This window comes from Clostridium taeniosporum (genome assembly GCF_001735765.2).
Taxonomy (GTDB): Bacteria; Bacillota; Clostridia; order Clostridiales; family Clostridiaceae; genus Clostridium; species Clostridium taeniosporum.
In genome coordinates this window covers 1,638,926-1,662,549 of sequence record NZ_CP017253.2, presented here as the reverse complement: position 1 = coordinate 1,662,549, position 23,624 = coordinate 1,638,926, and the positions used below count along the sequence as shown (strand labels likewise).

Genomic DNA, 23,624 nt, shown 5'->3' with positions numbered 1-23,624 from the left:
ATAAAGAGAATAAAAAATGGAGGTAAATATGGTTTTATGAATAAGCAACAAAATAATCTACAAGACATATTTTTAAACAATGCTAGAAAGAATAAGATACCTGTAACAATATATCTTTCAAATGGCTTTCAATTAAATGGAACTGTAAAAGGGTTTGATAGTTTTACTGTTATTTTAGATTGTGATAATAAACAAATGCTTATATATAAACATTCAATAACTACTGTAACTCCAGCAAAACCAATTTTATTTGTAGATAATGAAAACTAAAATAAATAGGCAATTAATTGCCTATTTATTTTTGAGAAAATATATTTATAACACCTAGGAGGAGAATATATAAAAATGTTAAAAAAAACAGAAGAATTTCTAATCAATAATTATAATGTTCGTGAGGAAGCATTTAAATTATATAAACAAGCTCTAAAAGAAACAGAATATATTTTTAAAGAGTATGATGAAATAAGAGAATTTAATCAACTTAAAGTACTAAAAGCATTTCAAGAAGAGAGAATAAGTGAATCACATTTTACTAATACCACCGGATACGGACTTGATGACTTTGGAAGAGATACTTTAGATAGAGTATATGCTAAAATATTTCAAGCAGAAGCTGGATTGGTTAGACATAATTTTGTAAGTGGTACTCACGCTATTGGTGCTGCTATAATGGGAAATGTAAGACCTGGTGATAAAATACTTTGTGCTTCTGGAATGCCTTATGATACACTTTTAGGGGTATTAGGACTTGCTAATAAAAAAACTAAAGGTTCTTTAGATGAATATAATGTAAAAACAGATGTTATTGATTTAGATAAAAATGGGAAATTCCAATTTGATAAAATCAAAGAAGTTTTAAAAAATGATAATGATATAAAATTAATACACATTCAAAGAAGTACAGGATATGCTTCAAGAAAATCTTTTTTAATTTCAGAAATTGAAGAAGTAATAAAATGTATAAGAGAAGTAAGAGATGACGTTTTAATATTTGTAGATAATTGTTATGGAGAATTTATAGAAACTATTGAACCAACAGAAGTAGGGGCAGATCTTATGGCCGGATCTCTTATGAAAAATATAGGTGGAGGTATTTCTCCAGGTGGTGGATACATAGTAGGTAAAAAAGAATATGTTGAACAAGCATCTTATAGATTTACTGTACCCGGAATAGGTGGGGAATATGGAGCTACTTATGGTCTTATGAGGAGCTTGTATCAAGGTTTATTTTCAGCACCACATGTCTCTATTGAAGCTGTAAAAACAGCTATATTCTGTGCAAAAACTATGGAACTTGCTGGATTTAAAGGATTCCCAGCATCAACTGATAAAAGAACAGATATAATACAAGCTATAGAATTTGGAGATCCAAAGAAATTAATTCAATTTTGTAATGGAATTCAGGCAGCCTCACCAATTGATGCTTTTGCTGTATGTGAACCTTGGGCTATGCCAGGGTATGATAATGAAATAATAATGGCTGCAGGAGCATTTATATCTGGTTCAACAATAGAATTATCTGCAGATGGTCCAATAAGGGAACCTTATATTGCATATATGCAGGGTGGATTAAACTTTGATCATGGTAAAATAGGAATTTTGATAGCTTTGAGTAGAGTATTAGAGATAAAATAAGTATCTATTAATTAATAAAAGATATTTTAACAATAAAACAAGCTGAAATATTAAATTTTACTTATATTTCAGCTTGTTTTATTAAACCTTTAATCAATTTTTTTTATTTTTATTAATAAGCTCTAAATATTCCTACTAATTTACCTAAAATAGAACAATCATCAACTATTATAGGATCCATAGAGTCATTTTCAGGTTGTAATCTTATATGATCTTTTTCTCTAAAAAATCTTTTTATTGTTGCTTCTTCATCTATTAATGCAACAACTATATCTCCATTTAATGCAGTTTGACAGCTTTCAATAATTGCTAAGTCATTATCTCGTATTCCTGCATTAACCATACTTTCGCCAGATACTCTCAACATGAACAGCTCATTATCATGTTTTATGTAATCAAGAGGTATAGGAAAAGAATCTTCTATATTTTCACTTGCAAGTATAGGCATCCCAGCAGTAATTTTACCTACTATAGGAATATTTATCATTTCTTTTTTTTCACTATCACTTTTAACAATTTCTAATGCTCTTGGTTTTGTTGGATCTCTTCTAATTAGACCTTTCTTTTCCAGTCTCTTTAAATGACCATGTACCGTAGAAGTTGATCTTAATGAAACGGCCTCACATATTTCTCTTACTGAAGGTGGATATCCCTTATTTTCTATATATACTTTTAAAAATTCATATATTTCTGTTTGTCTATCTTTGCTTTCTATCATTGATATTACACCTCTCTATCCTATAGTTATTATAACATAGGTTTTATAATATAACAAACTTATGTTCTGTATGTTCTAATTGTTATATTTATAAATTTTATTTGATTTAAATTCCTGGTTTTGATATAATATAATGACAATTTCATAATAGAAATGAGGGTGCTTAATATGAAAAATAAATATACTGATGATGATTATTGCGATATATATGAAAATAAAATATGTGATAACTGTGGTAAATGTTTAGAAATAGATGGAGTAGATATTAAAGCTATAAAAATAGAAGATATTGCAAAAACAAAAGATGAAAACAAATTATTGGAGAAAGAATTTGTTAATAATTTAAAATCATCTCTTAGTGAAGAACAATTAGAAGAAATGGAAGAACGTAACTTAGATTTAAAAGACGCTTATTCTAAATTTATATCATCTAATGGATTAAATTCAGAAGAGTTTAGTATTAATAATAATGAAGAAGTAGAATATGAAGATGCTTTTGATCATATTGAATACTTAGATGATAATGAATTATTTAATGATGATAATATAGAAGAACTCACAGAAGAAATATATCCTGGAGTAAGAAAATTTAAAAACAAAGCATAAATATGAATATATAGGCCTTTTTAACACAAACTATTAATGAAATAGTTGTGAAAAAGAGGTGTAATTTATATGAAAAATAGATTCATTTTAACATTATTAGCAATGACATTTTTATCCACATCAATGTTTATGATTGGATGTAATAACTTAAATAACGGAGCATCAAATAATACTTATAAAAATGCTTCAAGTAAAATAAACGAAGGAATTAATGAAGTTGGTCAAGAATTCCATTTTGATACAGCTAAATTTATAGATAATTTAAAAAATTCAGGATATGATATTACTAATTATTCAGTGGAAGATAATTTATCTAGATCAACAATAGCAACTTCTTATAGTATTGGAAATGATAAAGTATATGTATATCAATATAATAACCGCAATAGTTTACATGAAGATATAATCACACTTTCTCAATCAAAAAAAATTGGAATAGAAGATGAATTTTCTAGTATATCCCATTATTATAAGCAAGGGAAATTACTTATACGATATGAAGGAAACGATGCTGATAATTTAAATTACTTTAATAAATCATTTGGAACATTGTTTATATAAATATCTAAAAGATAAAATAACTTATGTTTAAAGTTATTTTATCTTTTTTATTGTTTACTTTACATAATATTTATTATGGTTAAAATGTATGTTAAATGAATATATTAAGTTGTTTTTGGCAAACTAAATTAGAAAGATTAATTAGAAATGAGGTGTAAAATTTATGAAAAGAAAATCAATTTTAGCGTTATTATTATCTACATTAATCTCATGTTCAATGTTTGTAGGATGTGGACCTAATAATACTTCTGATAATGTTAATAATAACGAAAAAAATAACATGGAAGAAACAGGAGAAAATGTTAAAGAGGATGTTGAAGATCTAGGAAATGATGTCAAAGACACAACAAAGAATGCTGGTGAAAGTATAAAATATACAGCAATAAATTTTAAAGATGATATAGTAAATGCCGGACAGGAACTTAAGGATGCTGTAACTGGAAATGAAAAAAATTATTTTAGTGGAAAAGAAACTGATTACATGGTGGGAAATGATTATGTACGAGTGTATGAATATGAAGATATTAACAAAGCTAATGAAGATATAAAGAGAATATCAGAAAACGGAATGACAATAGAAGGTTCAACAGCAGATTACACTCGTAAACCATATTATTATAGAAAAGGAAATACATTAGTTGTATATGAAGGAAATGATCCTGCATATGTTAAACAATTCAAAGATACTTTAGGTGAACCCATAAGATAATAAGATATAGTTACACTATAAATATTATGTAAAGTGATTTATGAGTTGAAATCTCTATTATTATACAATTCATAATAATAGAGATTTTTATAAGTTAAAAATAGGAGAGTAGTAATTATAATTTTGATAATGGATTTGATTTAACAGCATCTCTTAATGTTTCATCATCTATATGAGTATAAATTTGAGTTGTTGAAATATTTTCATGCCCTAATATATTTTGAAGGCTTCTTATATCTACATCGCCATATTTATACATAAGGGTAGCAGCAGTATGTCTTAATTTATGGGGAGTATATTTTCCATCTGTCAAACCAGCATTTTTAATATGTTTTTTAATCATTATTTCAACAGTTCTTTGGTTTATTGGTTTATTATGAGAAGATAAAAATAAAAACTTTTTATTTTCTGGTAATGCTTTTGAGTCATCTCGAACTTTCATATAATTTTCAATTGATTTTAAACACGCTTCATTAAGATAAACAGTACGTTCTTTATTACCTTTACCTATAATAGTTAAAGTATCATTTCTGATTTTTTCAATATATATTCCACACAATTCAGATAAACGCATCCCACAATTTAAGAATAGTGTTAATATACAATAATCTCTGGCATAATTTTTATTATTTTTGTCTAATGAAGATAGTAAATGTATACTTTGATCTAATGTTAAATATACAGGATGCCTCTTATTTATTTTGGGGGATTCCAGTTCTGTTGTAGGGTTGTCCATAATTAATTTAGCTTTTCCTTGCAAAAACTTAAAATATGATTTCAAAGTAGCAACTTTTCTAGCTCTAGCATAAGCACTATTATTTCTATATTTTTCTATAAAGGACATAAATGCATATAAATCTCTTAATTTTATTGTTTTTAAAAATTCATCGTCTATATCTGTAATATTTATATCTTCAAATTCTATTTTTTTATCTTTAACAAGCCCTCTATATAATTTCATAAATCTAAAGAATATTGTTAAATCTTTTTTATAAGCAGTAATTGTATTACCAGATTTATTTTTTATGGTTTCTAAGTAATTTAAAAAATCTATTACAGAATCGGGTAAATCATTGTTTTGGAAAAAATCAATATCATAATTCATATTTTTATCACCATCATTTATTTTAATTTAAATCTATTTCTATAAGATTTAAATATATTATACCAATAAATGAATTTTTAATCAATTATTTCGGGAAATGTATATTTCCCGAAATAAAAATGAGCATTTTTTTATAATAATAATGATTTTTTTTGCAAAATTTTAACCTTGATTTAAATTTATTCATTAAATAATATCTTGAATTTAATGAATAAAAAAATATTTCCTTTAAATTATAGACAAATATACTAAGTTTTATGCACTTATTTTATAAAACCCTATACTTAAATAAATCCAACTAAATATGAACAATCCTTATTAATAATTATTATCCATAGCTATTGTAGAATTAATTGGCAATTATTTTACAATTTTATTCTTCATTAATAAGAAATTAAATTTCAATACTACTTCTTACTAATTTTTACACATAGAACGCAAGTCTATTTGTATGAAATTTAGAATTTGAAAATAAATTAATTCTAGTATTTCTACTTTTGTTATTTTTTCAAATCGTGGTTTTGAAATAGATGTTAAATAAGAATTTGGATAAAAATCCATTATAATATATAATAATAATGAATTTTTTATTAATTAAAGGAGAAAAAGTTATGGCTAAAGAAACTAAAACTAATGCTATGAGAATTTTGGATAGTAAGAAAATAAATTACACTACTTATAGTTATCAAAATAAAGATGGAAAAATAGACGGTGTAGCTGTGGCCCATAAAATAAATAAAGATGAAAATCAAGTTTTCAAAACTTTAGTTACACAAGGACATTCTAAAGAATTTTATGTTTATGTTGTTCCGGTTGCACAGGAATTAGATATGAAAAAAGCTGCTAAAGCTGCTGAAGAAAAAAATATTGAAATGATTCATGTTAAAGATATAAATAAAATAACTGGATACATAAGGGGTGGTTGTTCTCCTATAGGAATGAAAAAACCTTTTAAGACATTTATCCATAATACAGCTTTAAATTATGAAACAATAGTATTTAGTGGAGGAAAAATTGGTTCTCAAATTGAAATGAATCCTAAAGATCTGGAAAATGTGATCAATTGTACATTTATAGAATTAATTAAATAGTATTCTTTAACGTTATAATCAAATTATCATTTTAAATTCAGGAATTGATAGTTAAAAGTGCTATTTTTGCAGCTATAGAACATATGTTCTACCGTCGTAAAAATAGCACTTTTTAAATATATTTTACAAATTCAGATTATGTTCTAATAAGAATTAATTTAAAACAAATTATATTAATTCATTATCTAAAGCCATAATTAAATTAATTTTAAATATATATTGAAGCTTAAAATTTGTAAAATATTATACTTTAATCAATCTAAAATCAACCTAATTTTAAACATAAAAATAAACTAATTAAGATTTATAACAATTAATCTTAATTAGTTTATTAATACTACTTTCCTACTCTACAACTTCTCCTACTAAAGAAAATGATTTAGCTTCAACTATTTTAACTTTAACAAGTTTACCAATCATTTCTTTACAGCCGTCAAAATTAACAAGCTTAGCATTTCTTGTTCTACCTGTTAATTTATTTTCATCATTTTTACTAGTTCCTTCAACTAAAACTTCATATATTTTTCCTTCAGAAGCTTTATTTCCAGCAACTATTCCTTCATTAACTACTTCTACAAGTCTATTAAATCTATTGTGTTTAATATCATCAGGTATTTGATTTTCCATTTTATCTGCTGGTGTGTGATTTCTTCTTGAATATATAAATGTAAATGCAGCATCATATTTAACTTCTTTTACTAAGCTAAGAGTTTCTTGAAAATCTTCTTCTGTTTCTCCAGGAAAGCCAACTATTATATCAGTTGAAAATGTTACATCTGGAATTTCTTCTCTTATCTTTTTTGCTAATTGTAAATATTGTTCTCTATTATAATGTCTATTCATTGTTTGCAATATTTTATCACTACCACTTTGTACTGGTAAATGTACTTGTTCACAAAGTTTATCACAATCTCGTATAGCATATATAACATCTAAAGTTAAATCTTTAGGGTGAGATGTCATAAATCTTATTCTTTCAAGACCTTCTATTTCATTTATTCTTCTTAAAAGTTGTGCAAAAGTAATTTCCTCTTCAAGACCTTTACCATAAGAGTTTACATTTTGTCCAAGCAAAGTAATTTCTTTGTAACCAATAGCTACTAATTCTTTTATTTCGTTTTCTATGTCTTCTGGCTTTCTACTTCTCTCTCTTCCTCTAACATATGGAACTACACAATATGTACAAAAATTATTACATCCATACATTATAGTAACAAAAGCTTTTACATTGCTTTTTCTATCGATTGGAACTCCCTCTACAATTTCAGTTTCTTTATCTAAAATCTCTTTAATTTGAACTCCTTCTACTTGGACTCTATGTAAATATTCTGGAAATTTATATGCATTATGAGTTCCAAAAATTATATCTACATAAGGAAATCTACGTAATATTTCATCTGCCATACCTTTTTGTTGCATCATACATCCACATAGAGCGATTATTAGATTGGGATTTTTTTCTTTTTGCTTCTTTAACCTTCCAAGGTTACCGAAAACTTTATTTTCAGCATTTTCTCTTACACAACAAGTATTAAAAATTACAATTGAGGCGTCATCTCTGTTATCAGTTTCCTCATATCCTTGAGATTTAAGCATTCCTGAAAGTTTTTCCGAATCTTCTTCATTCATTTGACAACCCCAAGTTTCAATAAAGAAGAATTGTTTTTTATCTATTTTATTTTGTTTTAAAATGTCTATATCAAATTGCATTAGTATTCCTCCAAGTTTTTTAAATTATACTTCTGTATTATATCAAATAATTTTCATAATTAAAAGACTATGCTTGAATATACAGTAGTGTTAAGTTAAATAAAATATTATTATATATTTTATTTGATCTTAATTACCACTTAAACCTTCTAAAGTATAAAAATTACCACAATACATTGTTTCTATATTTATATCTGTATCTGAAATAGGTACAAAAGTGTTTTTATCAAGACCATCCTTAGTTATAACATAAACTTTTAATGTTATATTATCTACATAACAATCATATTCCGTTATTTTTTTGTGCTCTTTTTTAACAGTATTAAGAAATTCTAATTTACTTTTAAAATAATTTTTATTTCCATATACTAATCCTTTATCATGTTTCCAAATTAATTTATAACTCATATTATCCCACCCTATAATTATGATTTTAAATTACTGTATAGTTTATTTTCCCATGTAGTCACTCTTCTATATTCTTCAAAACCTATTTTTTTATACAAATTCATAGCTTTATAATTTTCTACTTCAACATTTATTGCAATACATGAGATATGTCTCTTACTACATAAATAAATCAAATATTTTATAAGCATTTCTCCATAACCTTTTTTCCTATATTCTTCTAATATTCCTACATTAACTATTGTGTAAAAATCTTTTTTTGCGATAACTTGTCCATATCCTATCGCTACATTTCCAAGCATTATAAAAACGCATAAATCATTTATATAATAATCCTCTTGCTCTTCCTGTTTTATATCATATGGAACTAATGGAACTCTTTCATTATCTTGAAATACAGAATTTTGGATAAAACATCTTAAATTTTCATCTTGTTTTTTAGTGAAAATCTTAAAATTAACATTTTTATTAAATTTAAATTTACATTTAGATATTTGCATTTTCATTAACGAGGTAGATTTAATTGTTTTAAAATTTAGTTTATTCATTATATCATAAGTTAATTTACTATCAACTACATCAAAACTTAATGTTTTTCCTTTAAAAATATGAAATAATTCATTAGATAGCCAATCTATATGTTTCTCATTTATATATAATGAATTAATTTTTATAACTTCTGTTAATGGATATTGTATCCATAAATAACCTATATATTCATTTTCATATTTAAAAAGTTTTATTTCTCTTCTCTTTCTATATTTACTAATAAATGATTTTTTATTGTATAATTCAAAAAAATCTTTATCATTCATATATTTATTATTTGCCTCTTGTTGTAACATTTCTAAATATTTTAAATTTTTAAATGATAATTTTTCTATTATAAACATAAAACTCCTCACTTCTACTAAATAAAGTATAGTATTAAAAAAATACTTAGTCAATTAATGGTATTTAACAGAAGTTATTTTTTGCAATAAAAAGAACCCCTATATAAATTATATTGGGATTCTTTTTATTGTATACATATTTTATTAAATATCTTTTATACTTAAACTTACTCTTTTATTTTCTTCATCAACTTCTAATATCTTAGCTTTAACTTCTTCACCAACACTAAGTACTTCTGATGGATGAGATATTCTATTATATGAAATTTTTGAAATATGAACTAAACCATCAACACCAGGTTCTAATTCTACAAAAGCTCCAAAATCATTAATTCTTACAACTTTACCTAAAACTATTGAACCTTCTGGATATTTTTCTTTCACATTTTCCCATGGTTTTGGAAGTAATTCTTTTCTTGATAAAGATAACTTTTTATTTTCTTTATCAAGAGCTATTATCTTAACTTCTATAAATTCACCTTTTTTTAATATATCTTCAATATTTTTAACATGATTCCAAGAAATTTGAGACAAATGTAATAATCCATCTATTCCATTAACATCTAAAAATGCTCCAAAACTAGTAAATCTTTTTACTTCAGCGTTTATTACATCTCCAACATTTAAACTTTCCCAAGCTTTTTCTTCTTCTGCTTCTTTAATAACTTCTAATAGAACTCTTCTAGATGCAATAACTTTTTTAGGTTGTTCTGTAGAATAATCAATTAATTTAACTTCTAATATTTGATTGATATATTGAGATTTATCTTTAGTGAACTTAACATCTATTTGAGATGCTGGTATAAATATTCTTACTCCTTTATGATAAGCAACTAGTCCATTTTCTGAAGCTTCTTTAATTTTAACATTTAAAGTTTTCCCTTCATTAAATAATTCATTAAGTTCTTTATACGCTTCTTCTCTTTCGTATTCAAGTCTTGATAAAACAACATATCCATCAGAATTTTGAAGTTTTATAACTTTAGCTTTTATACTATCTCCTACATTAAGATTTTCTAATACACTTTCTACATCTTCATTTGAAGTTAATTCATTAAAAGGAATAACCCCATCTATCTTATATCCAACAAGTGAAACTATAATAGCATCTCTAGTTTTTGAAAGTATTTCTCCTTCTATCTCATCACCAATTACAAACCTTCTATCAAGTTCATTCATTAATGATAATTGATCATAATTTTTAATATTTTCTGTATTATTCATAATTCCAATTACCTCCTTAATAATCCAATCTGGCGTAGATGCACCAGCTGTAATACCTATTTTATTTATATTATTATTTATAAATTTTTCAGGTAACTCATTAACATTTTCTATGTGTATAGTATTATTACAATTTTGTTTTGAAATCTGATATAATTTAGTTGTATTAGAACTATTTTTACCACCAATTACTATCATAGTATCTACTTCTTTTGATAATTTATTAGTGCTTTTTTGTCTTACATCTGTAGCTGCACATATTGTATTAAAAGCTAAAACTTCTTTAGCTTTTGTAGATATATTTTTTAATAATCTTTCCCAATTAGTAGCTTTTTCTGTTGTTTGTGATACTAAACATACTTTAGAAAATCCCTCTTCTTCAATTTCACCATTTCTAGAAATTATAGCTTCATTATTACACCAACCATTTATCCCAACAACTTCTGGATGATTAGCATCTCCAAGTATTATTATAGTATATCCTAGCTTATAATATTTATTTACTTTTTTTTGTATATTGGTTACAAAAGGACAAGTAGCGTCCATAATTTTTAATTGATTTTGCTTTAAAAGATCTAATACTTCTTTAGACACTCCATGAGATCTTATAACAATAACATCATCTTTATTTAAAGTATTTATATTTTCTAAATCTATAGAATATATATTATTTTTTTCTAGAAATTTTACAACATCATTATTATGTATTAATGGACCTAAAGTATATATCTTTCTGCTTTCTTGTTTTTGTATCTTAATAGCTTCATCAACAGCTCTTTTTACTCCAAAACAAAATCCAGCGTTTTGCGCTAAAATTATTTCTTTCATTAGTTTATTCTCCTAAAGATTTAAATATTTTTAATTTTTTCTCTAATATAAGAATTAATTTTTTCTGTAACTTGAACTATATTTAAACCAGTAGTATCTATTTCAATTGCATCATCTGCTTTTTTTAATGGATCAACTTTTCTATTAGTATCTTTATAATCTCTTTCTATAATATCTTTTAATATATCATCATATAAACACTCAATATTTCTATCTTTAAGTTCTTTAAATCTTCTATTTGCTCTTTCTTCTGGAGTAGCAGTTAAGAAAAATTTAAACTTAGAATTTTTAAGCACTACTGTACCAATATCTCTTCCATCCATTATGACATCAAATTTATTTGACATATCTCTTTGAAGTTTAACAAGTTTATTTCTCACTTCAGGTATAGATGCATATGAAGAAACAATACTACTTATTTCAGGTAAAGTTATTTTACTTTGAATATTTTCATTATTTAAAAATAAATCATCATTTTCAAAGTGCATTTCCATAGTATCTATTAATAAACAAATTTTTTCTACATCATTTTCAGATATATTATTTTCTTTACATTTTAATGCTACAGTTCTATACATAGCACCAGTATTTATATACATTAAATTAAATTCTTTACCTACTAATTTTGCTATTGTACTTTTTCCAGCTCCAGCCGGACCATCTATTGCTACTGCTATTTTCAAAACAATTCCTCTTTTCTAAAAATCTTATATTAAATAAAAACCTTTAATAAGATTATATAATTTTTTAGTATTTCAAACAAGAAATATTTAACTTACTATTTAATATGACTTCCAGCAATTACTCCAGTAGAAAATGCTATTTGCACATTATATCCACCTGTAAAAGCGTCTATATCAATTACTTCTCCACAAAAAGAAAGATTATCTATAATTTTAGATTTCATTGTGGATGGATCAATTTCCTTAACATCAACTCCACCTTTTGTAACTATCCCTTCTGCAAGAGGTCTTAATCCATCTAACTCAAACGATAAGTCTTTAAGAAGATTTACTAATGTTCTTCTTTCCTCTTTAGTTATTTCATTAACTTTTTTATCTTCAGGTATATTAGATCTCTCTATTATTATTGGAATTAATTTTTGAGGTAATAACTCATTTAAAGAATTTTTAAAATCTTTATTTAAATATTTATTAAAATCTTTTTGCACTCTTTTGTCTAACTCACCTAAATTCAATGATGGTTTAAGATCTATATGTAATATATACTTTTTATTATCTTCTATAAATCGGCTTCCACTTAATATAATAGGTCCTGATACACCAAAATGAGTAAATAACATTTCCCCAAAGTTTTTATATACAACTTTTTTATCATTTTCTTTTATTGTTATTTCTACATTTTTAAGTGCTAATCCCATAATATCTTTTGTTTTAGAATCTTTCACAACCATAGGAACAAGTGCTGGCTTTAATGGAATTATACTATGACCTAATTTTTTAGCAAATCCTTGTCCTTCTCCCCTTGATCCAGTAAGAGGATAAGATGCTCCTCCAGTAGCTATAATATAGTAATCTGCCTTTAAAACTTCATTTTTATTTATCTCAATTCCTATTATTTTATTATTTTTACATTTTATATCAGTAACCTTAGAATTTAATCTTATTTTTACATCTGTTCTACTTAATGCATTTGATAGACCTCTAATTATATCAGATGATTTATCTGACTCTGGAAATACTCTATCTCCTCTCTCAACTTTTAATTTAATTCCTTCATTAGAAAAAAAACTCATAGTATCTTCATTAGTAAATGTATATAATGCGCTATACAAGAAATGTGAGTTACCAGGTATATAATCAAAAAACTCAGAAATATCCTTTGCATTTGTAACATTACATCTACCTTTTCCTGTAATAAATAGTTTTTTTCCCAATCTTTCATTTCCATCTAGCAGTAATACTTTATTTTCTTTTGCAGCTGTTATTGCAGCCATCATTCCTGCTGGACCTGCTCCAATAACAATAACTTTGCTCATTAAAAAAATCAGCTCCTTAATTAAATAATATTTATAAATATTGCATTATAGTATCAATTTTAAAAATTGTCTAATTTAAATTATACAATATATGATTAATTTAATATATAGTATAGATATTTACGATTAATTTTCATTTAATCATGTATATATTCAAATCTATATTCTTGAATTACTTCAGGATATTTCTCTTTATCAACTTTACTCATAAACATATCATATGGTCTAATAAAAGTTTTAAAATCTCCATAAAGTGCTTTATATACAATATATTTTTCTCTCGTTTCACTATGTATTGCTATATCTATAACCTGATATTCTTTTCCTTTAAAATGTCTGTAAATGCCTTTTTTTAATTCTCTAATCATAAATTCTCCTTATTAAGTTTTTTCTTCTTCTAAATAAATAGTACACTTCATATATTAACATATTTTAGAGCTCTACTTGATAATAATTCCAAGTAGTTTAGAAAATTCTAAAGCTTGAATAGGTGATACTATAACACCATTTAATTCTTTTCCAGTTAATATAATTGATGATATATCGCTGTTAGTAAAATCTATCCCTTTTAAAGAAGTATTTGTAAACTCACTTAATATTAAATTACAACTATTAAAAGCTATCTTATTAAAATTACATTCTAAGAAAATTCCACTTTCCATATTACACTCATCAAAATTTATTAGTTTCATTTTAGAATATGAAAAATTAGAATACTTACCTATACATTCTTTAAAAAGCACATTTTGCATATTGCATCCATCAAAATTACTTCCTGTTAACTTACACTTTTTAAATTCAACTCTATGGATACTTCCATCAGAAAAATCTATATTAGATAAATTACAATTTTCAAATACAACATCTAGCAAACTTATATTTTTGAAAGAACATTCATTAAATATAACATTTACAAATTTACACCTGTTTATTTCTATTCTCTCTTCATTTATACAATCTAATTTATGATTTTCAATTAAATTATCTGACATATCTTTTTCATTAATTAGTTCATATTCAATATTTATATCATCCTCTAAAATATCTAATAACTTAGGTTGTAATAACTCATTTAAAATAGACATATTAATCCCTCATTTTCTTATATTTCATATATGTTTTTCTGCATTTCGGATTTTCTTTTCCTATTTTTATTATAAAATTAAGATCTTCTCTAATTTTACTTGCAAAATCTATTATTCTAAATTTATTTGCTTTCTTTTTAATAAAAACTTGTTTTTCATTATAGCACAATATTTTTAGATTAAATAGAAAAAGCATGTATATAATAAAAAATAATCCCTGTAATTAAATTAATGATATGGATTATTTTTTACTGTAAATAAATTCATATAAATTTCAAATCTAAAAGACTGAAATCTACGACTTTAGAATTTTTTTAATTAATAATGTATTTTAATTAACATTTTGAAAGTCAAGTATTAAATTGTTAGTAGCATTTTGAATAATAGTAGCTATTTTTTCTCCTTCTAATCCCAATTTTTTTAGTTTAAAAATTATACTATCTTCATTATTTTTAATTTCTAATAAGGTATTATTTAATATTATTTCAGAATTACTTTCTTCAATTTTTATAAAATCATTCCAATATACAAATGGTACACTTAAGCTTTTAAGCAGATTATATGCTAAATTTATTTCTAATTTTAAATTATAGTGCTTCGTATATTCTAATAATATTATTATTCCTTTTGCAAATTGTAATAAATTTTTATCTAAGTCCTTGTCACATAAAATAAGTTCAACAATATCAGTTAAACTATTTATAGCAAAACTTTTATGTCGCTCTGGCAGTTCAGATATTAGTGATGTAGAAAATTTATTTATTATTTTTACAAATGAACATGGAGTGGTTTCTTCTCTTAATGTACCTGCATTATCTAGCATTATGTTAGCTTTATGATAATATAATGGATTTTTTTCAATTGGTGTATTTATATATACCTTCTCTTCATTTACAGAGTTAAGAAGACAATTTACATAATCATACTTAGCACTAATAGATAATATTTTATCTTTATTTTCATTTATTTTTTTATAATATTTATCAATAAATTTATTTGAAAAGCCTTGTCCATCAAAAGATACACATCTATCTACTTTATCAGATAAAAGTGCAACATATTTAGCTTTATTCCCACCTTTGGAATGACCTGTGACTGTAATATTTATATATTTAAGATTATTTATATAATTTAGTGCACTTATTTGTTCTGGTGTATCAGACATATAAGCTCCTTCGCCATTATCCTCCCACTCTTCTATTGTTTTAGTTCCTCTAAATACAACATAAACATTATCATAATTATCAATAAAGCAAGCAGTTTTTAAACCATTATTATCAACTTCTATATTTTCAATCTTTAAGCTACTTAGCTTATTATTTTTTTGTATTTGTTTTAAGATTAATAACCATTCTTTCTTGTTTACAGCTTCTCCACATTCACCATTAGTTATAATAGCTTTATTTAAGTTATTTTTATATAACAGTGATTTCACAAGTTTTCTAATAGTATTATAATTAAATGTATTAAGTTTAAGATATATTAAATTAGATAATAGTAATAATTCACTATTATTTAAATGAGACATTGTTTATCCTCCATAAAAAGTGATTTAAAATATATAATAATTTTAATATATTAATTAACAATAAAAATAGTGCACTTAATTTAAACATAATTTAATAATATCTATTATCTTTTAAAATAAAAAAATATTACTGAAAACTTTAATTTCCAGTAATATTTTAGTAGAAATCTTTTTATAATAAAACTACTGCTTTAATAAAATCTTTTGGCTTATCCTTCATTAATAAAAGTGCATCTTCTATATGTTCAAAACCATTATATACATGTGTAACTAATCTACTTAAATCAACACGATTATATATTACTAAATCTCTTAACATTTCTGCTCTTAGACGTCCACCTGGACAAAGACCTCCTCTTATAGTTTTATGAGCCATTCCACAGCCCCATTCAACACGTGGCACTGGTAAGGTATCTCCGCTTCCATGATAATTAATATTTGAAACAACTCCTCCAGGCTTAAGCATGGATATTGCTTGAGATAGAGTTTCGGAACCACCGCCTGCCATAATAACACGATCTACCCCTTTTCCATTTGTTAAATTCATAATTTGTTTAACTATATCACCATTTTTATAATTTACAATATCAGTTGCTCCATAAAATTTAGCTGCTTCAACACAAACAGGTCTACTTCCTACGCCAATAATTCTACCTGCTCCTCGTAGTTTAGCACCTGCTATTCCCATTAATCCAACTGCTCCAATTCCTATTACTACAACACTAGAACCCATTTGTATATCAGCTAATTCAGCTCCATGAAAACCAGTAGTCATCATATCCGTTATCATAACAGCACTCTCAAGAGGTATTTCTTTTGGTAAAAGAGCTAAATTCATATCAGCATCATTTACATGAAAATATTCTGCAAAAACTCCATCTTTAAAGTTTGAGAATTTCCATCCAGCAAGCATGCCATTTGAATGTTGTTGAAATCCAGCTTGAACTTCTAAAGATCTCCAATCAGGAGTGGTACAAGGTACTATTACTCTATCGCCAACTTTAAATTCCTTAACTTCACTTCCAATTTCAACAATTTCGCCTACAGCTTCATGACCTAAAATCATATTATGTCTATTTCCAAGTGCTCCTTCAAAAACAGTATGAATATCTGAAGTACATGGTGACACAGCTAATGGACGTACAATGGCATCATACGGACCTGCAACTGGCTTATCTTTTTCAATCCATCCCACATTATTAATACTTAACATAGCAAAACCTTTCATAGTAAAATCCCCCTAATATCTATTAATTTGTTTATTATTTCTAAAATGTTTAAAAATATTTTAGAAATAATAAACATATTTTTAAGTTTTATTTTAAACTTTACCATAATATGTTTTAGCAATTGTTATGCCAATTTTACTATTTAAATTTAATCTGTTGAAATTTTCTTTATAAATCTACATATTATCTTATTATTTCAATAAAAATAATTTAAATCTATATTATAATTTTTTAATTTTAAATAAAAAAGTGTTGTAAAATACAACATAATTTTATACATATATTGTTGTATTTTACAACACTGTTGCTTTTTCATACAGTATATAAAATATACATAAAAATTTAAAAAATTAGCATACTATTTTATCTAAATTTAATATTATATTTTTTAATTTTCGCATATAGAGTACTTCTATTTATTCCAAGAACCTTGCAAGATTTAGATATATTTCCATTGTAATTATTTAAGCAAATGTTTATAGCTTTTTCTTCCAATTCTTTTAATGAACACATATTATACTGCAATTCTATATTTGAGTGATTCTTCTTTTCTTTAACTGTTTTTTTATTTTCAAAACTAAAATAAGTATCTCCATCCATATTTACAATGTTCTCAATACAATTTTCTAATTCTCTAATGTTTCCTGGCCAATCATAATTCAAAAGCTTTTTATATAAATTTTTATTTAAATTAGGAATAGACTTTCCTAATTTAAGAGACTTTATTTTCAAAAAATGCTCTATAAGAATTTCTATATCACCAGTTCGTTCTCTTAATGGTGGGACATATATTGGAATTACACTTAATCTATAGTATAAATCCTCTCTAAAAGTTCCTTTTTCCACCTCATTTTTTAGGTTCTTATTCGTTGCAGCAATAATTCTAACATTTACATTAATACATTTGTTTCCACCTATTCTAGTAATACAGCCTTCTTGTAATACTCGTAAAAGGTTTATTTGCATATCTAATGGCATTTCTCCTATTTCATCTAAAAATAATGTTCCTTTATTTGCAAGTTCAAATTTTCCTGCACATCCACCTCTTTTAGCACCAGTAAACGCTCCTTCTTCATATCCAAATAATTCACTTTCAATTAAACTTTTAGGTATTGCTCCACAATTTATTGCAACAAAACTATAGTTTCTTCTATCGCTATTATTATGAATAGATTGAGCTATAAGTTCTTTTCCTGTTCCACTTTCCCCTTGAATTAGTACCGTAGAAGGACTATTTGATATACTTTGAGCTTGTTTTTTTAATTTTATGATTTGTTCACTTTTACCAATTATATCTGTAAATGTATATTGGGCCGTTCTTCCTGTATATTTATTAACTAAATTATATACATTTTTTATATCTTTAAATATACACACCATACCATTTATGTTTTTTTCTTTATCTTTTATTGGATATACATTTAAATTAAATCTTTTCTTTTTATTTGAATATACAATTTCTATATCTTCATATGTCCTTCCATTTTTTAGATGGTCAAATATTTCTTCCCAATTAGATAAAACTGAATTTACATTCTTATTTATAACATCATTTTCTTTTATATTTAACATATCACATGCACTATTATTTATAGCTTTCACTATACCTTCTATATCTACAGCAAAAATACCCAAATTTAACGAATTCATAACTCTATTTAGATATTGATGTGCTTTAAATAATTCTTTTTGAGTTCTCTCAAACTTCAAATGATTTTCAATTGATTTTACAGCTGCCACTACAAGACCTAAAGTATGAGCGTGTGCTAGTTGACGTCTTCCAGTTAAATTTAAACATCCAATTATATCTTTTCCTTCATTATGAATAACAGCAGAGGAGCATGTCCAAATATGAAAAATTTTTATAAAATGTTCTTCTCCTAAGATTTGAACTGAACAATCTTCATAAAGGGCAGTTCCTATTCCATTAGTACCAGCACTTTTCTCACTCATATCTGTTCCTTCTATAATTCCAACTTTAATCTGATCTCTTATTATATCTTCATCACCTATAATAGTAAGAACAACTCCATCTTCATCAGTAAGATATAGTGAAAATCCTGATCCTCTTAAAAAATCATAAAGTATCTCCATAAATGGTTTAGCTATATTTATTAATTGAAAATTTTTTCTCATCAATATATTAAGTTCTTTCTTTTTAAGAATTCTTGAAGGATAGTGAATATTTTTTTCCACACCATATTTAATACATCTTTCATATGATCTATTTAATATTTCTTGGTATGTATTTTCTTCAAGCATTTAATATTACCTCCATTAATATTGACTCTACGTTATTTATTTTTATAAATTTTAAATTATATAATATATTATAACTCAACGACAATATTTCATCCAATAATTCACATTATTAACTGTTAGTAGATTATTTAACTTATCATCACTAAAAAATATCTGTAATAATTAATCTTAACTTAATTATTACGATACAATTTTCTAAATATTTACACTACAAAAAGAGCAAACATTTAAAATGCTTGCTCTCTTCTTAGTACTGATTTTTAAGTTGTCCGCCAACTGAGTACGCCTTTAAATATCGTACATTGCTTCCGGGATTTTTCCGTTGCCCGTCACCAACTGTATATCTATTTTTGATATACTCCTCTGCCGGATTTAAGTGTCAGCACACTAAGATAAATGATATCTTATCTTAATTTAATTATACGTCTTATTGTAATAGATTACAAGAGATAATTACTAAAAATTTATTTTATTTATAAGTAATCTTCAATAATCTTACTATTCTAATATATTATTCAATATTATGTCCTGTACCTTCAATGCAACTCTTAATTTTTGATGATGTTGCTGGATTATTATACATAACTTCAACAGTTTCCCTTGCCATGTCTATACATACTTGATTTACACCTTCTATTTTTTCAAGTGCATTTTTTACTTGTGTTTTCATATTAGAATTTGATAATCCTTGAATAGTATAATGTTCTTTTTCCATAATAATTCTCCTTATTTAAAAATATTTTATAATTATATAAATACTAAACAATATTTATAGTATTAGTATGTGCATAAAATATAAATTATATTTCTAAAACTAAAATTCTAATTAAAGTAATATTACCTAATACCTCCTCAATAAATATTATGGATAATTGTATAGATCTCAAGTTATATAATTCTATTGATTTTATGTATAATGACTACAATTTATCTAAAAAGTTTTTTAATATATTAGCTGTAATTCCCCATATTACATACTTTTTATATCTATAAAAAAGAGAAACATATTTACCTTCTTTAAATTTATAATTCTTTCCATTAAATATCAAATTATATGGAAAATCAGAGGCTCTATTAACAGTTAATTTTCCCACAGATTCTAATGGAGCATGAGAAAGTAAATATTGAAGAGGAACATAAAATATATGATCTACTTCACTTTCATTTATTAGTAGTTCATCTATATTATTTACTATTCCTACAAACGAATGAATAATCATTCCATCATGTCTTATAGTAAGATCTAATTCATTTATTATATTTACATCTTTAATTCCTAGTTCTTCATAGAACTCTCTAATTCCAGCTTGTTTAGGCGTTTCATCTTTATCTATTCTTCCACCTGGAAAGCATATATCTCCTGGCTGAGCATTTAATTTTTTAGATCTAACTTCAAATAAAATACAGATATCATCATTTATATTTACTAAAGGTATTATTATTGAAGCTCTTTTATCTTTATTCCATCCATTTATATAAGGGATTGTATGTTCAATTTTTTCTTTTATTTCATTTATATTCATATACTTCTCCATTTTAATAAGAATCTTTTATAACAATATTATATATCAGATATGCTAGAAATTATGTTAAATCTAAAAATAAATTATATAAAAGCATAAATTATATTATCTATGCCTTTATATAACATATTTTTAGATTAATAATAACATTTAAATTAACTTATTACTACTTTCGTAGATTCAGGCACATTATCCCAAATCCATTTTGCATTTAATTTGGTAAGTCTAATGCATCCATCAGATAGTTCTTTTCCTAATCTTCCATCTCTAATTGATCCATCTAAGTTATATATTATAGAATGAAATAAATAATTTCCTTTAAATTGTGTATAATACCAACATTTATACCCTTTATTAGTTCCAAAATATAATCCTTTTACTCCAATTGTAAAAGTCCCTTTTGGAGTTGGGGTTTCTTTTTTCCCAATAGTACATAAATAACTATGAATTATTTTCCAATTATTTTTACTACCATGAAATATATTTACTTTAAAATTTTTTAAATCAACCCATATAAAATATTTAGTTTTGCTTGAATAGTTATGAGAATTAACATAATCAGTTATAACAGTTTCATAATTTGCTTTTGTCCCATTGATAAAATTTAAGCTATCCCCTCTAAATAGTTTACTAAAAAAAACATTCATTACTTTCTTTCCTTAGAATTGTTCTTAAGATATCATATGAAATATTAAAAGAAATGTATAAAGGTTAATGATTAAGTGATTAAAATAGTCTATCTTTAATTTAATTACTTTTTAAATTTTTATAATTGTTTTTTGATAATTTAATTTGTTTCTTTATATAATTTTTAGTTATCTTAGAAGTATAGACTTTCAATTTTAATGCTTTAGAAATTTCTATTACATATTTTTTAGATTTAATATTTTCTTTTAAATCATTTATTGTATAACATTCATTTTCAAAACAGGTTTTTACAGTTCCAAGTTGAACTGGATAATGACTATCACTTCCTGTTACATATGGTATATTTAAATTTTCTGCTAAAGTTGCAACTTCTTCTTCTACAATAGAAAGTCCTCTTTTATAAATATCTTTTGTATTTAAATCTAATGCATCTAATCGTTCTAAATATTTTTTAGGTTGTAAATATAACTTATGCTTTTCTCTATAGGGATGACTACCAATCATCAAACAATTGTATTTTTCTCCTAAATCTAATAATTTTCCAAAAGGAATAAAATTAGATTTTGATGTATATGGTTCCAGATAATTTCTGATTTTTAGTATATCTTCTCTATTACCACAAACTATAACATGTCCTCCATATCTTATATCTACTTCCATTCCAATAAAAACAGAAAATCCGTCAACTATATATCTATCTCCAACATATTCATAATTTTCTTCCAAATATGAGTATGAAGATAGCAAATCTATAGCATTAAAATGCTCACATAAAACAAATCCATCTAAACCATTTTCCTTAGCATACTCTACTCCTTGTAAAAACAATTCAGAATCAAACTTAAGTTTTTTACTAAGAATACCATGTACATGAAAATCTATATTCATAATCTTTCTCCTTAAATTCAATTAAATAAAGCTATTGTAAATAGGTATTTATATTATATAAATATGTATTTAATCAATTATTGTACACCACGTTTTCTTAAAGTGTAAAACTAATATAAAAATTTTATATTAATTATTATTTTATTCCTTCAACCCTAAAACCTATATCTTTATTAGCAAGTCTATAAGCATCTTCTATAAGTTCATCTTCACTTGGTTGGTTTCCTAGCAAATTATCTATTGTTAATTGATTTCTATTACTAAAATATTTATCTAAAAGATTTTTTTCAATATCCTCCTGAGTTGCTATAGAATAATCATCTAATATATGTTTAACATTAAGATTATTATTTCTTAATGCTCTTCCAACAAGTATACTTCTATGGCATCTTATAGGATCCTGCATAGCTCCAAGTAATACTATTTTATAGCCTTTGGCTATTCCATTTTTTAATCTATCTATACCTTTTAAAAAGGAGGATTCATTTATTACTTTTTCAAAATCTGCATATCCTTCTCCATTATATGATATTTTAATTCCACGTTTTGCAGAAAATTCTTCTGCCATATAAATATATATAAACCCTGCTTGTATTAAAGTTTTTCTAAACATCTCTTTATTAAATTGAATATTATATTTGGAATATGGGGTACCTCGTATATCTACAACAGTATCAATATTATAATGTTTTAACATATCTATTAACCTTTCTATAGAATAATTAGAATGTCCTATTGTGTATATTTCCAAGTTATATCCTCCTTAATATTTTTACTTTATACTAATCTATATAATTTTTACTTTTAAAAAATTTAGTAAATAATTAAACGTATTTTTCTTAACATTACCTAAAATAGTACTTTACATATTGTTTAACTATAATTATATTTTACTATATAATAAAATATTTTATCCTAAAAATTCTATATATTATCTTTATATTAATTTAGTAAAATTTACTTTAATTAAAAGC

General features: G+C 24.7%; 24 protein-coding genes. 6 read left to right on the top strand and 18 right to left on the bottom strand.

Annotated elements, in window-relative coordinates; all coding sequences use genetic code 11:
• The first annotated feature begins 36 nt into the window (after nucleotides 1-36).
• Both hfq and BGI42_RS07730 read left to right on the top strand, forming a co-directional pair.
• Nucleotides 37-270: an RNA chaperone Hfq gene (gene hfq, locus BGI42_RS07735; RefSeq protein WP_069679772.1), complete on the top strand. Its 234-nt coding sequence runs from the start codon at nucleotides 37-39 to the stop codon at nucleotides 268-270.
• Between the two features lie 75 nt (nucleotides 271-345).
• Nucleotides 346-1,635, top strand: a complete 1,290-nt coding sequence (locus tag BGI42_RS07730; RefSeq protein ID WP_069679771.1) for a methionine gamma-lyase family protein — start codon at nucleotides 346-348, stop codon at nucleotides 1,633-1,635.
• Nucleotides 1,636-1,747: 112 nt separating this feature from the next.
• On the opposite strand, the gene lexA is transcribed toward BGI42_RS07730, so the two are convergent.
• Nucleotides 1,748-2,353, bottom strand: coding sequence for a transcriptional repressor LexA (gene lexA / locus BGI42_RS07725; protein WP_105165906.1), 606 nt, complete (start codon nucleotides 2,351-2,353; stop codon nucleotides 1,748-1,750).
• 168 nt (nucleotides 2,354-2,521) lie between these two features.
• Between lexA and BGI42_RS07720 the strand changes: the two genes are divergently transcribed.
• The 3 genes from BGI42_RS07720 to BGI42_RS07710 all read left to right on the top strand — a co-directional run bounded on the left by BGI42_RS07720 (nucleotide 2,522) and on the right by BGI42_RS07710 (nucleotide 4,229).
• Entirely contained in the window at nucleotides 2,522-2,959 is a 438-nt protein-coding gene (locus tag BGI42_RS07720) for a hypothetical protein (RefSeq protein WP_069679770.1), read from the top strand.
• 69 nt (nucleotides 2,960-3,028) lie between these two features.
• Entirely contained in the window at nucleotides 3,029-3,520 is a 492-nt protein-coding gene (locus BGI42_RS07715) for a hypothetical protein (RefSeq protein WP_069679769.1), read from the top strand.
• A gap of 163 nt (nucleotides 3,521-3,683) precedes the next feature.
• Nucleotides 3,684-4,229 carry a YtxH domain-containing protein gene (locus BGI42_RS07710; protein WP_069679768.1) on the top strand — a complete coding sequence of 182 codons (546 nt, stop codon included), beginning with the start codon at nucleotides 3,684-3,686 and terminating at the stop codon, nucleotides 4,227-4,229.
• A gap of 115 nt (nucleotides 4,230-4,344) precedes the next feature.
• Here the strand turns inward: BGI42_RS07710 and BGI42_RS07705 are convergent, their stop codons facing one another.
• Nucleotides 4,345-5,334 (bottom strand): tyrosine recombinase XerC, encoded by a 990-nt coding sequence (locus BGI42_RS07705; protein WP_069679767.1) that lies wholly within the window; start codon nucleotides 5,332-5,334, stop codon nucleotides 4,345-4,347.
• A 611-nt stretch (nucleotides 5,335-5,945) separates the two neighbouring features.
• On the opposite strand from BGI42_RS07705, the gene ybaK reads away from it, so the two are divergent.
• A complete protein-coding gene (ybaK, locus tag BGI42_RS07700) occupies nucleotides 5,946-6,425 on the top strand; it encodes a Cys-tRNA(Pro) deacylase (RefSeq protein ID WP_069679766.1) in 480 nt (159 codons plus the stop codon).
• Nucleotides 6,426-6,770: 345 nt separating this feature from the next.
• Here ybaK and miaB read toward each other — a convergent pair whose 3' ends face one another.
• The 16 genes from miaB to BGI42_RS07615 form a co-directional block, all read right to left on the bottom strand.
• Complete coding sequence (miaB, locus tag BGI42_RS07695) at nucleotides 6,771-8,135, bottom strand: tRNA (N6-isopentenyl adenosine(37)-C2)-methylthiotransferase MiaB (protein ID WP_069679765.1); 1,365 nt, start codon at nucleotides 8,133-8,135, stop codon at nucleotides 6,771-6,773.
• Nucleotides 8,136-8,264: 129 nt separating this feature from the next.
• Entirely contained in the window at nucleotides 8,265-8,543 is a 279-nt protein-coding gene (locus BGI42_RS07690; protein ID WP_069679764.1) for a hypothetical protein, read from the bottom strand.
• A 17-nt stretch (nucleotides 8,544-8,560) separates the two neighbouring features.
• Nucleotides 8,561-9,436, bottom strand: a complete 876-nt coding sequence (locus BGI42_RS07685) for a GNAT family N-acetyltransferase (RefSeq protein WP_069679763.1) — start codon at nucleotides 9,434-9,436, stop codon at nucleotides 8,561-8,563.
• Between the two features lie 144 nt (nucleotides 9,437-9,580).
• Nucleotides 9,581-11,488: a bifunctional 4-hydroxy-3-methylbut-2-enyl diphosphate reductase/30S ribosomal protein S1 gene (locus tag BGI42_RS07680; RefSeq protein ID WP_069679762.1), complete on the bottom strand. Its 1,908-nt coding sequence runs from the start codon at nucleotides 11,486-11,488 to the stop codon at nucleotides 9,581-9,583.
• A 20-nt stretch (nucleotides 11,489-11,508) separates the two neighbouring features.
• A complete protein-coding gene (gene cmk, locus BGI42_RS07675) occupies nucleotides 11,509-12,171 on the bottom strand; it encodes a (d)CMP kinase (RefSeq protein WP_069679761.1) in 663 nt (220 codons plus the stop codon).
• A 95-nt stretch (nucleotides 12,172-12,266) separates the two neighbouring features.
• Entirely contained in the window at nucleotides 12,267-13,487 is a 1,221-nt protein-coding gene (locus tag BGI42_RS07670; RefSeq protein ID WP_069679760.1) for a BaiN/RdsA family NAD(P)/FAD-dependent oxidoreductase, read from the bottom strand.
• A 137-nt stretch (nucleotides 13,488-13,624) separates the two neighbouring features.
• Complete coding sequence (locus tag BGI42_RS07665; RefSeq protein ID WP_069681049.1) at nucleotides 13,625-13,852, bottom strand: DUF1653 domain-containing protein; 228 nt, start codon at nucleotides 13,850-13,852, stop codon at nucleotides 13,625-13,627.
• A gap of 75 nt (nucleotides 13,853-13,927) precedes the next feature.
• Complete coding sequence (locus tag BGI42_RS07660) at nucleotides 13,928-14,572, bottom strand: pentapeptide repeat-containing protein (protein WP_069679759.1); 645 nt, start codon at nucleotides 14,570-14,572, stop codon at nucleotides 13,928-13,930.
• A gap of 331 nt (nucleotides 14,573-14,903) precedes the next feature.
• Nucleotides 14,904-16,100, bottom strand: a complete 1,197-nt coding sequence (locus BGI42_RS07650) for an Mbeg1-like protein (protein ID WP_069679757.1) — start codon at nucleotides 16,098-16,100, stop codon at nucleotides 14,904-14,906.
• Between the two features lie 172 nt (nucleotides 16,101-16,272).
• Complete coding sequence (locus BGI42_RS07645; RefSeq protein WP_069679756.1) at nucleotides 16,273-17,328, bottom strand: NAD(P)-dependent alcohol dehydrogenase; 1,056 nt, start codon at nucleotides 17,326-17,328, stop codon at nucleotides 16,273-16,275.
• 364 nt (nucleotides 17,329-17,692) lie between these two features.
• A complete protein-coding gene (locus tag BGI42_RS07640) occupies nucleotides 17,693-19,591 on the bottom strand; it encodes a sigma-54-dependent Fis family transcriptional regulator (protein ID WP_069679755.1) in 1,899 nt (632 codons plus the stop codon).
• Nucleotides 19,592-20,102: 511 nt separating this feature from the next.
• The gene (locus tag BGI42_RS07635; RefSeq protein ID WP_069679754.1) at nucleotides 20,103-20,306 is read right to left on the bottom strand and encodes a heavy-metal-associated domain-containing protein; all 204 of its coding nucleotides are present in this window, start codon (nucleotides 20,304-20,306) and stop codon (nucleotides 20,103-20,105) included.
• Nucleotides 20,307-20,511: 205 nt separating this feature from the next.
• On the bottom strand, nucleotides 20,512-21,114 hold the full coding sequence (locus tag BGI42_RS07630) for an NUDIX hydrolase (RefSeq protein ID WP_069679753.1): 603 nt from the start codon (nucleotides 21,112-21,114) through the stop codon (nucleotides 20,512-20,514).
• Between the two features lie 155 nt (nucleotides 21,115-21,269).
• Nucleotides 21,270-21,761 (bottom strand): L,D-transpeptidase, encoded by a 492-nt coding sequence (locus BGI42_RS07625; protein ID WP_069679752.1) that lies wholly within the window; start codon nucleotides 21,759-21,761, stop codon nucleotides 21,270-21,272.
• Nucleotides 21,762-21,861: 100 nt separating this feature from the next.
• The gene (locus tag BGI42_RS07620) at nucleotides 21,862-22,650 is read right to left on the bottom strand and encodes a PHP-associated domain-containing protein (RefSeq protein ID WP_069679751.1); all 789 of its coding nucleotides are present in this window, start codon (nucleotides 22,648-22,650) and stop codon (nucleotides 21,862-21,864) included.
• 136 nt (nucleotides 22,651-22,786) lie between these two features.
• The gene (locus tag BGI42_RS07615) at nucleotides 22,787-23,401 is read right to left on the bottom strand and encodes a DUF488 domain-containing protein (protein WP_069679750.1); all 615 of its coding nucleotides are present in this window, start codon (nucleotides 23,399-23,401) and stop codon (nucleotides 22,787-22,789) included.
• Nucleotides 23,402-23,624: the final 223 nt, after the last annotated feature.

Coding starts and splice junctions, on each gene's coding strand:
- hfq (WP_069679772.1), top strand. CDS start 37: ATGAATAAGCAACAAAATAATCTACAAGACATATTTTTAAACAATGCT.
- BGI42_RS07730 (WP_069679771.1), top strand. CDS start 346: ATGTTAAAAAAAACAGAAGAATTTCTAATCAATAATTATAATGTTCGT.
- lexA (WP_105165906.1), bottom strand. CDS start 2,353: ATGATAGAAAGCAAAGATAGACAAACAGAAATATATGAATTTTTAAAA.
- BGI42_RS07720 (WP_069679770.1), top strand. CDS start 2,522: ATGAAAAATAAATATACTGATGATGATTATTGCGATATATATGAAAAT.
- BGI42_RS07715 (WP_069679769.1), top strand. CDS start 3,029: ATGAAAAATAGATTCATTTTAACATTATTAGCAATGACATTTTTATCC.
- BGI42_RS07710 (WP_069679768.1), top strand. CDS start 3,684: ATGAAAAGAAAATCAATTTTAGCGTTATTATTATCTACATTAATCTCA.
- BGI42_RS07705 (WP_069679767.1), bottom strand. CDS start 5,334: ATGAATTATGATATTGATTTTTTCCAAAACAATGATTTACCCGATTCT.
- ybaK (WP_069679766.1), top strand. CDS start 5,946: ATGGCTAAAGAAACTAAAACTAATGCTATGAGAATTTTGGATAGTAAG.
- miaB (WP_069679765.1), bottom strand. CDS start 8,135: ATGCAATTTGATATAGACATTTTAAAACAAAATAAAATAGATAAAAAA.
- BGI42_RS07690 (WP_069679764.1), bottom strand. CDS start 8,543: ATGAGTTATAAATTAATTTGGAAACATGATAAAGGATTAGTATATGGA.
- BGI42_RS07685 (WP_069679763.1), bottom strand. CDS start 9,436: ATGTTTATAATAGAAAAATTATCATTTAAAAATTTAAAATATTTAGAA.
- BGI42_RS07680 (WP_069679762.1), bottom strand. CDS start 11,488: ATGAAAGAAATAATTTTAGCGCAAAACGCTGGATTTTGTTTTGGAGTA.
- BGI42_RS07670 (WP_069679760.1), bottom strand. CDS start 13,487: ATGAGCAAAGTTATTGTTATTGGAGCAGGTCCAGCAGGAATGATGGCT.
- BGI42_RS07660 (WP_069679759.1), bottom strand. CDS start 14,572: ATGTCTATTTTAAATGAGTTATTACAACCTAAGTTATTAGATATTTTA.
- BGI42_RS07650 (WP_069679757.1), bottom strand. CDS start 16,100: ATGTCTCATTTAAATAATAGTGAATTATTACTATTATCTAATTTAATA.
- BGI42_RS07645 (WP_069679756.1), bottom strand. CDS start 17,328: ATGAAAGGTTTTGCTATGTTAAGTATTAATAATGTGGGATGGATTGAA.
- BGI42_RS07640 (WP_069679755.1), bottom strand. CDS start 19,591: ATGCTTGAAGAAAATACATACCAAGAAATATTAAATAGATCATATGAA.
- BGI42_RS07635 (WP_069679754.1), bottom strand. CDS start 20,306: ATGGAAAAAGAACATTATACTATTCAAGGATTATCAAATTCTAATATG.
- BGI42_RS07630 (WP_069679753.1), bottom strand. CDS start 21,114: ATGAATATAAATGAAATAAAAGAAAAAATTGAACATACAATCCCTTAT.
- BGI42_RS07625 (WP_069679752.1), bottom strand. CDS start 21,761: ATGAATGTTTTTTTTAGTAAACTATTTAGAGGGGATAGCTTAAATTTT.
- BGI42_RS07620 (WP_069679751.1), bottom strand. CDS start 22,650: ATGAATATAGATTTTCATGTACATGGTATTCTTAGTAAAAAACTTAAG.